12 protein-coding genes are annotated in these 10,999 nt (G+C 35.9%); 4 read left to right on the forward strand and 8 right to left on the reverse strand.

The window, feature by feature from the left end; translation table 11 throughout:
• Positions 1-134: 134 nt before the first annotated feature.
• The 3 genes from QVB70_RS16675 to QVB70_RS16685 all read right to left on the reverse strand — a co-directional run bounded on the left by QVB70_RS16675 (position 135) and on the right by QVB70_RS16685 (position 1,755).
• Positions 135-293 (reverse strand): hypothetical protein, encoded by a 159-nt coding sequence (locus tag QVB70_RS16675; RefSeq protein WP_287588609.1) that lies wholly within the window; start codon positions 291-293, stop codon positions 135-137.
• Positions 294-625: 332 nt separating this feature from the next.
• Positions 626-1,012 (reverse strand): DNA-binding protein, encoded by a 387-nt coding sequence (locus QVB70_RS16680; RefSeq protein ID WP_287588612.1) that lies wholly within the window; start codon positions 1,010-1,012, stop codon positions 626-628.
• Between the two features lie 215 nt (positions 1,013-1,227).
• Positions 1,228-1,755, reverse strand: coding sequence for a GNAT family N-acetyltransferase (locus tag QVB70_RS16685; RefSeq protein ID WP_287588614.1), 528 nt, complete (start codon positions 1,753-1,755; stop codon positions 1,228-1,230).
• Positions 1,756-2,518: 763 nt separating this feature from the next.
• On the opposite strand from QVB70_RS16685, the gene QVB70_RS16690 reads away from it, so the two are divergent.
• Positions 2,519-2,896 (forward strand): roadblock/LC7 domain-containing protein, encoded by a 378-nt coding sequence (locus QVB70_RS16690; RefSeq protein WP_287588616.1) that lies wholly within the window; start codon positions 2,519-2,521, stop codon positions 2,894-2,896.
• 184 nt (positions 2,897-3,080) lie between these two features.
• Positions 3,081-4,142: a hypothetical protein gene (locus tag QVB70_RS16695; protein WP_287588618.1), complete on the forward strand. Its 1,062-nt coding sequence runs from the start codon at positions 3,081-3,083 to the stop codon at positions 4,140-4,142.
• 62 nt (positions 4,143-4,204) lie between these two features.
• On the opposite strand, the gene QVB70_RS16700 is transcribed toward QVB70_RS16695, so the two are convergent.
• From QVB70_RS16700 to QVB70_RS16710, 3 genes are all read right to left on the reverse strand, one after another.
• A complete protein-coding gene (locus QVB70_RS16700) occupies positions 4,205-4,819 on the reverse strand; it encodes a winged helix-turn-helix transcriptional regulator (RefSeq protein ID WP_287588620.1) in 615 nt (204 codons plus the stop codon).
• Positions 4,820-4,850: 31 nt separating this feature from the next.
• Entirely contained in the window at positions 4,851-5,381 is a 531-nt protein-coding gene (locus QVB70_RS16705) for a hypothetical protein (RefSeq protein ID WP_287588622.1), read from the reverse strand.
• Positions 5,382-5,444: 63 nt separating this feature from the next.
• Positions 5,445-6,140, reverse strand: coding sequence for an NERD domain-containing protein (locus QVB70_RS16710; protein ID WP_287588624.1), 696 nt, complete (start codon positions 6,138-6,140; stop codon positions 5,445-5,447).
• A 701-nt stretch (positions 6,141-6,841) separates the two neighbouring features.
• Between QVB70_RS16710 and QVB70_RS16715 the strand changes: the two genes are divergently transcribed.
• Positions 6,842-7,774, forward strand: coding sequence for a ribosomal protein L13e (locus QVB70_RS16715; protein WP_287588626.1), 933 nt, complete (start codon positions 6,842-6,844; stop codon positions 7,772-7,774).
• 117 nt (positions 7,775-7,891) lie between these two features.
• On the opposite strand, the gene QVB70_RS16720 is transcribed toward QVB70_RS16715, so the two are convergent.
• Positions 7,892-8,884: an AIR synthase related protein gene (locus QVB70_RS16720; protein WP_287588628.1), complete on the reverse strand. Its 993-nt coding sequence runs from the start codon at positions 8,882-8,884 to the stop codon at positions 7,892-7,894.
• A 165-nt stretch (positions 8,885-9,049) separates the two neighbouring features.
• On the opposite strand from QVB70_RS16720, the gene QVB70_RS16725 reads away from it, so the two are divergent.
• Positions 9,050-9,715, forward strand: coding sequence for a TIGR00153 family protein (locus QVB70_RS16725; protein WP_287588630.1), 666 nt, complete (start codon positions 9,050-9,052; stop codon positions 9,713-9,715).
• A 72-nt stretch (positions 9,716-9,787) separates the two neighbouring features.
• Here the strand turns inward: QVB70_RS16725 and QVB70_RS16730 are convergent, their stop codons facing one another.
• Complete coding sequence (locus QVB70_RS16730; RefSeq protein ID WP_287588632.1) at positions 9,788-10,897, reverse strand: ABC transporter ATP-binding protein; 1,110 nt, start codon at positions 10,895-10,897, stop codon at positions 9,788-9,790.
• Positions 10,898-10,999: the final 102 nt, after the last annotated feature.

The raw sequence follows: 10,999 nt of genomic DNA on the forward strand, positions 1-10,999 counted from the left end.
GGGTGATTTTCAGACACTCAGCCCCGAACGTAGTTCATCTGCCTCCACCCTACAGGAGACATCACTCAGGCTAATCTCCACCCCTCTACAGGGACTCTTTCAAGCCTCTTCCGACAGGGAGGGGTAGTTGACTTTCATGCTTCTCGATTATCGACTGCAATCGGAGTATGCACCTTGTCTGCAAGTGTGCGTATGATCCCTCCGAATGCGGCGGATAACATAGTCTGAGCTGTGATGCTACCAAGAGCCGTAGTTTTGTATCGATCCCTGCTTGCCTTCCTCCCGATAGTCATCACCGTATGAGAGATACACCACTATTTAAGTATTAAGGAGACCCCCTGATGAAAGTGAACGCACACTACCGCAATTCATCACCACGCTGAAGTGGTGGTGCTTTCTTGCGTAGTTGTCCGTAAAAGCAAATATATTGCAATTATTTTTGTAGTCCTTTCCTTTATTCTCGTCATTTCCATAATTTATTCAATTTATCTTGGAATGAAACTTTTTGGGATAGTCCAAATATTAGAAAATATGACCACCTAATACGATTAAAAAATAAACAGACTTGTAGGCGAATATTTCTTCTCTTACTGAGCGTTTGAAAATATGGAGACTGATAGCGTCACTATTTCAGGTCCTCAGAAAGCGTTTTAGCATCTTTTCCTCGCCTCTTAACCATTATAGACGAGTCCTGCCCTGTATAACGACGTTCCACGGCTTTTATATCTACTAGAGTTAATTTTTCTTCGATTACGTGATTTACGTACATTACCATGATAGTCTCTTCAATCTTTATCGCTAAAGATTCATTTTGTTGTCTAATCTTACCTAAGTATACTAAGGCATCAGGCATTAGTAGTTGCTGTATCAACTGTTTTTTTCGCATTTCAAGGTCTTTCTTTTTCATTTCTGCGCTTTTTTCCATTTCTTTTTCTTTCTGTTTTTTTTCCATTGCTTTCAGTAACTCTGCTCTTTTTTTTGCTCTGATTTTCTCAAGTTCTGAGTCATCCATAAGACTCACCTAACGCCACAGCGTTTCTTATATTATATTTCCTTCTTTTTCTTTCTAGAGTTCGCTATGAAACTGCAAAGACAATTAGTACGTTTTTTCCGACTTTTTATAAAATAGAGAACTTAAAAATCTTATGGCTTGAAGTTAATAATCCTAAATCATCAAAATATGTTTCTCATATAACTAGTAATTCTCCAAAGTATTTTTTCCTGCTTTCAAGTTAAAAAACGCTCAAAAAGTATTTCATCAATGTATTCATCTGCAATCTTAAACTGCTTCTTTCTTCTTCCCGCTTCCCGAAAACCAAATTTTTTATAAAGAGCGATGGCAATTCGGTTTGTGTGAAACGTACTAAGACATATTTTTTCAAATCCTAGATGTTTTGCATTCTCTATCGTTTTCTTAAGCAATTCGCTACCTACACCTTTTCCTCTGTAATCAGGGTCTACTATAATTCCAATTTCACACACATGCTGAGCAGCATCGTCTTCTAAACGTTCCAATTGAATTTGTCCTACTAACTCACCTTGAATTTCTGCTACTATAATTAAATCATAATTTCCAAGATCAAACCATCCATTCGTGACTTCTTCAATTGTTATTTCCTGCAGCGTAGGTAAAAACTGCTTTTCTTTAACAACCTTGTTAAACATCTTTTTTAGACTAATAATGTCTTCTTTGGTTGAAAATCGCACTTTAATATCATTTGTTTTGTATTTTGATGATTCTTTTTTATCGGACATTTGACATCCATCTACGAAACATCATCGGATTCGGAAACCAATGTTTTTCTGAAAAGTTTAGTTTATTGAATCTTCTCGCTGCCTTTAACTTTATCGGAGGGAAACCCCATCAGTCAAGGTGGGGTAGTTCATGTATGCTTTTTTCATAACTCAAGAGAAAAACGCTTCTAGTGTACTAATGCTTTATCTAAGAGCGAATAATTCTTAATTACTGCTAGACAATAGTTATTTAAGAGGGATTGCTCTTTTAAAATAATGGCATTTAGTACATCACCAAATCATTAGAATGGTTAAATACACGCCCCAAAGAGAGTGTCTGATCTAACGTTAGAGGAATAATGTGGTCAACTACCCCTCCCTGTCGGAAGGGGCTTGAAAAAGTTCCTATAGAGGGGTAGGAGATTAGCCTGAGTGATGTCTCCTCCAAGGTGGAGGCAGATGAAATACGTTCGGGGCTGAGTGTTTGAAAATCACCCCGGAATGCTCCTCAAGTTCCGGGCTCTGAAAGACATGGTGGACGACCCAGGTCGTTATCCTGAGACCTGCACCATCATCATGTCCTGTGCCTGCCCCAACATTGGCGATGAGGACCTACCCGCGGATGCGGAGCTGACCTTTACAGGTCGTAAAACATAGTTTCGGGCACATATTCCTGTGCTCGCAGAAAGGGTATGTGTTCATCCACCTTACACATTACAAAAAACTATACCACAATTCATCTCCAGCCTGACGGATGTAGTCTTCTTGCGGAGGTTAGATAAAAATGGGAGAAACTTCAACATCAAAAATCGACACAATTACACAACTTCTTAAAAAGATGGAACTATCTTCAGGGTTGACAGCTAGCGCTGTGATCAGTAGAGAGGGTTTACCTATAACCTCAGCTATGCCATCAGATGTCAATGAAGAGATAATTGGGGCTATGACCGCTGCCATGCTTTCGCTTGGCGAACGTGCTGTTGATGAGTTAACACGAGGTAATTTAGAACAACTTTTCGTCAAAGGAAATGAAGGATACTTAGTAATAATGGCCGCAGGTCCAAGTGCAGTCTTGGTTGCACTAGCACCTGATGGAGCCCTATTAGGTCTAATCTTCCTTGATATGAAACGAACTGCTCAGCAGGTCTCTGAGCTTTTATGAAAGCAAAAAAGTTACACAAAGCTTGTAATTATACCTATATTCTATCAAGTTGTTCAAATGACGACAAATTATATCATTCAAAAAATTCTTTTTATCAACTTAAAAAATGATATAAAGTATTTTGTCTAAAAATATAATATCGAATAAATTGAGATCTACCATTTGATTTATTTGGAGGATTACTATGAGGTGGTCATCTAACAAATCGCTTACCTTTTTCATATCAGCGCTTCTAGTGATATCATTGATTTCTTTAGCACTTATGACGGCTCCTACTGCTGCACAGGAAGAAAAATCAAAAGAACTTACCTTAACTGAAACCGATTCATTCTACATTGATAACGATTTCATTCAAATCAAATTTGTGAAAAAACGGCCAGTCGTCGAATGGTACAGCAAGGAAACAAATGAACATAGACTTGCTCTTTCTGTATTAGAGTTACAGGAATTCTTTGATAGTGACGGTACAAGTTACTATGATTCAGGTGACGTACTCTATCGCGAGTTTGACGTGAGCAACCCAAACAATTTACAAGGTCAAAAATTCGATGTAACGAAATCAGTATCAGCAAACAGTATTGAATTGACTTTTAGGGCTCGCGGTGACATTGTTGATACCGAAGGTGATAAGGTTGGTTTTGGAGACGTCAGTTTTATCTTCACAATTTCCGCTTCAGATAGTGGAGCTGCTTCTTATGCGCCCCAAGACGGGGTAGAAATGTCAGTTGAAGTGGTTGTGAGTGATTGGGAGTACTTTAATAAAGATAATAATATACTTGCGTTGAATTCATCGCTTAAAATGCAGTCTGGAGACTCTGCCACAATAAATGGAGAGTCGGTACAACCTGCGAATGATTATACACAGTTCAAATCTGCTAATGTGCATCTACTATCTGTTTCTAATTCGACAAATGAACAGATGGGTTATGTGCGCTTGGCAGACAAGGATAACAAAGATACCAGAGACTTTCATGCCTACAAAGCATTTGGGACTCAAATAGTTATAATGTCTACTTATTATAATATAGGCAAGTCTACCATTCATCAAATGTCGATTGGGGTACCAGAATCTATTAGTTCGCCTACAGATCAAGGTACAGGAGGCTTTGGTTTTGGAGATATTGGTTCTATTTTTCAGGGATTTCCCGGTATCTTAAGCAATATTCTGTTCATTGAAGTCGTCGTTGTAGCTGCGGTTCTTGTAACAATTGTAGTACTTCTAGTAAGACGTGTGAAAAAGGAATAAATTAAATCTTTTCTCTTTTTTTGATAATTCCTACAAAAAAGTTGAAAATATAAACTAAAAAACTACCAAGGAGTATTTTCGATCGTAAAAATGAAGGGTTTTCTAGCCCTATCTACTCTTATGAAGCCATCCTCTTCAAGTTCGTGTATATAGTTTCTGACAGCAGTGTTAGAGTATCCAGTTGCTTTACTAATAGTTGTGTAGTTGTTAGCTTTAGTTTTTTCAATGATTGCTAAAATCTTAAATTGAGGTACAGTTTCGAGTAGTTCTTTGAGGATTCGATTCCTGCGAGAAATTTCTCGTTTGATCTTACTTGCTGTTTCAATTTTGCGTCTGTCCATTGTTCCAGATTGGATTGAAGGCGGTGCCTCAACTTTTGTAGGTTTTTCCTCAATTTGATCTACAGCCATTCCTTTCTGAATAATTTCTTCTCTCAAGAATCCAAGATGACCTATTGCTTTTACAGTAATTGAATTAACGATTTGTGCTAATTTATCTAACACCTTTCCCTCAATTTTTTCCAAGAAATCGGTGATTTCTGGGGATTTCTGGGAATAATGTTGCTTTAAAATTTTGAAAAAATCTCCTAAGTCTTGAATTTTTTCTTCTCGTGCTTTATTGATAGCTCCCACAAAACGTAAAGTCATTCTGTGAATAAAATTCTCATCTACAACCATAGGATCCCCTGCTACTTACCATGTAAACTTCTCAAGTTGGTAGAAGTTGTTTGACAACGTTCGGACTTAGAGGAGGTGTTTTATCAGATACAGAAACACAAAGCGCTAGAAATGTTTCTAGTTCTTCAAGTAGTGATTTATTCTTTTTATCCTTTTTTGCTATCTCCTTTATCATTTCTGCTGATTTTTTATAGGCCTCTTTTGCCTTTTCTTTTAATGGACCTGAATTACTCCAGTAACTAAAGCCTATAGTCTTCCAAATTTCTGTAACGCTCTCATTTGGTATCAATTTTGTTTGAGAATAAAGCTGAGCGCCTTTTTCAAATCCACGCTCGAAGAATCGTTCGACAGTTAATTTAATTGTTTTTAAATCAATATGATTTGGAATTCCGATATTAATCTCTCCTTTTGGAGTTTCATTTCTACGAAAAGCATTTGAAATATCATTTATGCTCTCAAAATAGACTATTACGGCAGTTTCGTCTTTACGATATTTTAATTTCCCCCAAAATAATGTTGGGATTACTATCGCATCAAGAGGTTTACTTTGATCCTCATTCATATTCAATCCACTACTATTTTTCATTTGGTAAGATTCATTATTTTGTAACTAATTGATCTAATGTTATTTATTCAAAGATATAATCTTAAATTCATTCACATAAACATCGAGTTGATTGAGAAAGAATGATAATTGGAATATGGGGACGATTGGAACATTTTGATGGGTTTTGATATCTTCAATTAACCAACTGATTAAAAGAGGCATTAGAAAACCCCCATCATTCCTTTCTATACAGAACTTTGAAAGATCTGCATCTTTTGAAAAAGCTATTGTTCTTTCGACCTGCTTTTCAACAGCCTTCTTTAATGCATGTTTCTTTCCAGTCCTAGAGCTCCAATGCTTGCAATCAATGCATAAAATAATTGGGTCACGTATTGCTAATAAATCGAGTTCATAACGTTTTTTCTTTGAACTTTTGAATCGAACTCTTGAATATACTTGAAATTCGTGATAAAGTAAGATATCCAGAGTAAATGCTTCAAATTCTTTCCAATCAAGATATTTGCAAAGTTTTTCGATATCATTACCAGCCTTAATTAACAAAAAGGCTAATTTTAATCTAGATTTAGGCGTTAAATTAACATAATTGTAATCATCTCTTGTAACAACGTCATTTGAAACAAGGTCATCTACTGTATATGTTATGAAATCCAAATCATTAATTCCTGTCAAACCGGCAAGCATTTCTATACTAATTGATTTCTTTTTGTACTTGAGTAATGACGATAGAACTACTTGTTTAGCGTTATTCTCCATAGGTTTCACATTAAATGTCCTTAAGTTAATTTAATTGCTTTCAAATAATTAGATTCGTTTTTTAGCATATATATCATTCGAGACAATATCTTTTAGAATCTAAAATAGACAATTTTTAACTTTTAATGATCAACAAAACACTTAAAAACTGCGAAAATCAATGATGACTAAAATTGAAAATTCTGGAGACGTGAATGAGGTGAAACAGTCACAAATAGACTGGAGGAATCGCGAAATCCACTAATGAGTTATTTTTTGAATTAGAAAACATGAATTTGAAATTAATAAACGATCTCGACCTTAAAAAAATACTCTCCATCTTAATGCGATCTTTTATCCAATTGGCACAAATTCGATTATCTTCTAAGCAAAAGTTGCTGTTAAAGAAGGCAAGAACATTACTTTCTTCTCAGCAGATGACTTTAACTTCTTTGGCAGAGTATTTATCATCGGAGTTGAATCTCGCGCATTCGACGGTGAAGTGGAATTTGAGAAATTTGCGAGACGTTGGCCTAATTACTGCTGGAGATGCAAATGAAAAAGGAATTAATGCAGAGCTAACGCTTGCGGGTGAACTTCTCAGCCAAGCTTTTAATACGGAAGTGTGAGAAGCTTTAAAAACAAAAAAAGAAATTACATTTCACTACGCTTATTGATTTTTCATGTTTATAATTTAAATGACCAAGAGATGGTTGAAGAAGATGAGCAACGAACAAGAAGGCGCTAGAGTATTTAAAGTAGAATTAGGCGTTGGAAAGCCAGTAAGAAACAGAATAATGCGAAAAGGAAGAGGTTTTAGCCGTTTAGAGTTGAAAGAAGCAGGAAGTACTGTCTTAGAAGCTCGTAAATTTAGTATTCCTATAGATACCAAACGCAAGTCAATGCATAATTTTAATATCTCCATTTTAAAAGAACTTCTTGAGGAAGAAAGAGCGAGTTCAGTCCGGACAGAATTAGAAAAAGAAGTCATTAAAAAAGAATACCAAGAATTTACACAGATAAGAGGAATTGGTTTATCAAGTGCAGAGGAAATAGTTGAAATGGGCATTGCATCTGTAGAAGAACTAGCCGCGCTTGAAGTAGAGAAACTGGATACAGATGTACCAATTACGACAATAAAACGCTGGGTTCGGAATGCTAAAAAACACCTTGGAGAAGATATTGAAGAACTAGAGGAACTAGAAGAACTAGAGGAACTAGAGGAACTAGAAGAACTAGAAGAATTGGAGGAAGAAATCGAAGAACTTGAGGCAACTGAACTAACGGATTTAGAGGCAGAATTGGAGGAAATTGGGTCAGAAGAGGAAAAAGAAGTAGAGGAAATATCAGAAGATGAGGTTATAGTTACTGAGAAGGACGAAATCTATAAAGAACTTATGCAAGTTCGCGGAATAGGCAAGAAAACAGCAGAAAAAATTGTTGAGCTTGGAGTTACATCGATTGAGGAACTGGCAGCACTTGAAGTAGATATGATACCGGAAACAGCAGATGTTTCTACTAACTCATTAAGGAACTGGGTAAAAAACGCACAAAAGCACCTTAAAAGAGAAAGTGAGGAAATTGAGGACGAAGAAACCGAAGAGATAACAGATGAAGAATTAGACAAAATAGAAGCAGAAATAGAAGAATTATAAGAATTAGTCGAAGAAGACCTCGATGATTTGCTTCTGGAAGACGATTTAGAAGAGACTTAAGTACTAATGTTATTCTTTACTTATATAGGACCTTTTCTATCTGATGGGATGAGTAACTCATCCTAAAATACTTTCTTTATTGAAATCGAAAAAAACAGCTGTCTCCGAATCATATGTTATTTTGTATTTTTTCGAATCATCTATTTTCCCAATAGTAGATGTTGATAAATCATGTGATTCAAGAAGTTCGATCGCCGCTGAGATATGATTTGGCTTAATAGTAAGTATATACCCTGTAGAAATGAAAATTTTTGTCCAGTGGTCAAGTGGAACATGTGCAGGTTTATTTCTCTCAATTTGGTTTAGGTTGATAATAGCACCAACTCTGCTTGCCTCGAAAAGCATGCCAAGTGTTCCTAGAATTCCAGCGTTACTTATATCTTTACAAGCTGATGCAAATCCAGTTTTCCCAATTTCACAAATAGCTTGCCTATGCCGAAGTACCTCTTCCGATGATTTCATTGAGGTACAATCCCAACCGAAAGTGTATTTTTGTCCAACATGCCCTTTTGTATCTATAGCTGTAACTATAATATCCCCTGCTCTGGCTCCACTACTTGAAATTCTGTGTTCTCTTCGAACCCTGCCTATTATTCCCGCACTAGCAATATTTCTGGTGTCATTTGGGTGAGTATGTCCTCCTACAATGGGAACTCTAAATTTTTTAGATCCATCAATTATTCCTCTAACCAAATCATCGCCAATCTGCTTTTGATCGTTCTCATATGCCAATATTAAGACCATTGCTAATGGCTTACCCGCCGTTGCATATATGTCATTTACATTTGCCATAACAAGTGAATAACCCGCCATATATGGATTGACTTCAATGAATTTTTCCGTAATACTATCCGCATGGAATACTACCTCATATTCTGAGTTCGTATCAAATTCAATGCTTGCACAATCTTCACCTTTGAATAAAATAACATGAGGTGATTTGAATCCATTGATTTCCAATTCCTTAAGGATCGGTTCGGTATTTTTTTTAGCTTTTATTGCTGGAAATTCTTTCAATTCGGCTAAGAATTTGTTGAAATCCATTTTCATTATCATCACACAGAGTTCATAATTAGTATTTAGATACAAGGAAATATAATTGCCAATTCCACTTAAAATTTCTATAGAAACTCAAAACCAAAAACTATAAGTTTCTAAAACTTAACTATTAGTTTCTTAAAGTTATTTTTTGTGATTTGAAGTGAGTGTGAATTTATGAGTGGTCTTCTTGAATGGTTTAAATCGAGACGTGAATCTGAAGTAATTCGAAAAACTAGGGAACATGCCTTAAAAGTGAATCAAGTTGTTCATGAAACACAAGACTTCATTAAGAAGGCTTTTCAAGGCAAAATTCCCAAAAAAACCCAAAAAAGAACTGAGCAAATTGAGCACGAAGCTGATATTTTACGAAGAGAAATCTTCTCAATTTTGACAACTGGAGAGATTAATCCAAATGCAAGGGAAGATCTGATGCACATAGTCAAAAGAATGGACGATGTTGCAAATAATGCTAATGCAGCGGTAAGAAGAATGGCTTTATTTAATGTGGTAGAATTTCCGGATGAACTCAAAGACTTGATTTCAAAGATGATGTCACATTCAATAGAATGTAGTGATATGCTAAAGGAGTGTATTGAAAAACTCGGAATTGAGGCATCAGAAATTTTGCGTCTTACAGACAGGATTGGGGAAATTGAACACGAGGTTGATCTCTTGAATTCAAATGTTAAAAGCTTCTTAATAAATTCTAACCTCACAATGAACCCGTTTGAAGCGATAGTAGTTCACGAATTTATTGAACGTATTGAAAATATTGCAGATGCATGTGAGGATACAGCCGACATAGTCAAATTGATGGCTTTGCGAGATGAAGTGAGATAACTAATCCTATGTCGTCTAACTTATAATGTAGCAAATTTGTTGCTTTGAAGTCAAAATCATTTAACAAGGTATTTATTCTAGTTCTAAAGCCTTACCCAGTCCTTCTTCTGGATAATCAAAAATAAGAGTTTCTCTTGGATGAAAATATATAGTTACTCGGTCACCTTCTTTGAACCATTCGCGTGTTGCTTTTTCTTTGACTATTACCCTCTCTTTTTTTTCAAGGTTAACTTCGTATCTATTCGTACCGCTAATGAATTTTGAACTTTCAATTTCTCCGTGAAAATGATTTGGCTTATCCATGTTTATCTTTTGATAAATTTGAATATCTTCGGCTCTTATGCCAAGAACAATTCGGGAATTTTCAGCTTTGGATGTCTTGTTAGTTTCTGCTCTTAAGCCATTATCAAGTTCCATTAGTGCCGAATTCTTCTCTACTTTTTTAATTTTGCCTGCAAAGAAATTAGTATCACTGAGAAAATTTGCAACAAAAATACTTTGTGGATTCTCATATACTTCAGCTGGTGTACCAATTTGGATAAGAGTTCCTTCTCTTAAGATAGCAATTCTATCTGCTATTAGAAAGGCTTCAGTAATATCATTAGTCGCGTGGATTGCGGTTATCTTTAAATCTTTTACAATCTTTCGGAGTTCCTTACGTAATGCCATTCTTATTCTTGCATCCAATGCACCAAGTGGTTCATCCAAAAGAAGTAACTTTGCTCCACTCATCAATGTACGTGCTAATGCCACTCTTTGTTTCATTCCACCGCTTAGTTCTTTTGGAAGTGCACCTCCTCTTCCAATAAGTACCATAAGTTCTAACATTTCTCGGGCACTTTTTTTAGATTCATCTAAACTCTCTCCTTTAACTCTAGGGGAATATATCAAATTATCGACGACATCTAGATGAGGAAATAATGCATATCGCGCAAAAACAAAACCTATGTTTCGGTTTTCTGTAGTTATATTATTTACACTTAAATTATCGATAGAGATCTCGCCGCCCTTATCGGGTTGGATTAAACCAGCAATTAATTTGAGGGTAGTGGTTTTACCACTACCGGTGGGACCCAGCAGTATAAGGTATTCGCCGTTGTTGATTGTTAAATTAAGATCATTTAATGCAACAAGGCTCTCATATTTTTTTGTAACATGCATTAGTTCAACTTTAGGTGACATTCGTAATTCAACCTCTATATTTGACTATTCTAAAGATAAATGAGGTGCAAGTCCATCGCTTGGATATCGGAAAACAACAGCCAATGAGGTATCCATTCGAAC

The sequence above is a fragment of the Candidatus Borrarchaeum sp. genome (assembly GCF_019058535.1).
Lineage (GTDB): Archaea > Asgardarchaeota > Sifarchaeia > Borrarchaeales > Borrarchaeaceae > Borrarchaeum > Borrarchaeum weybense.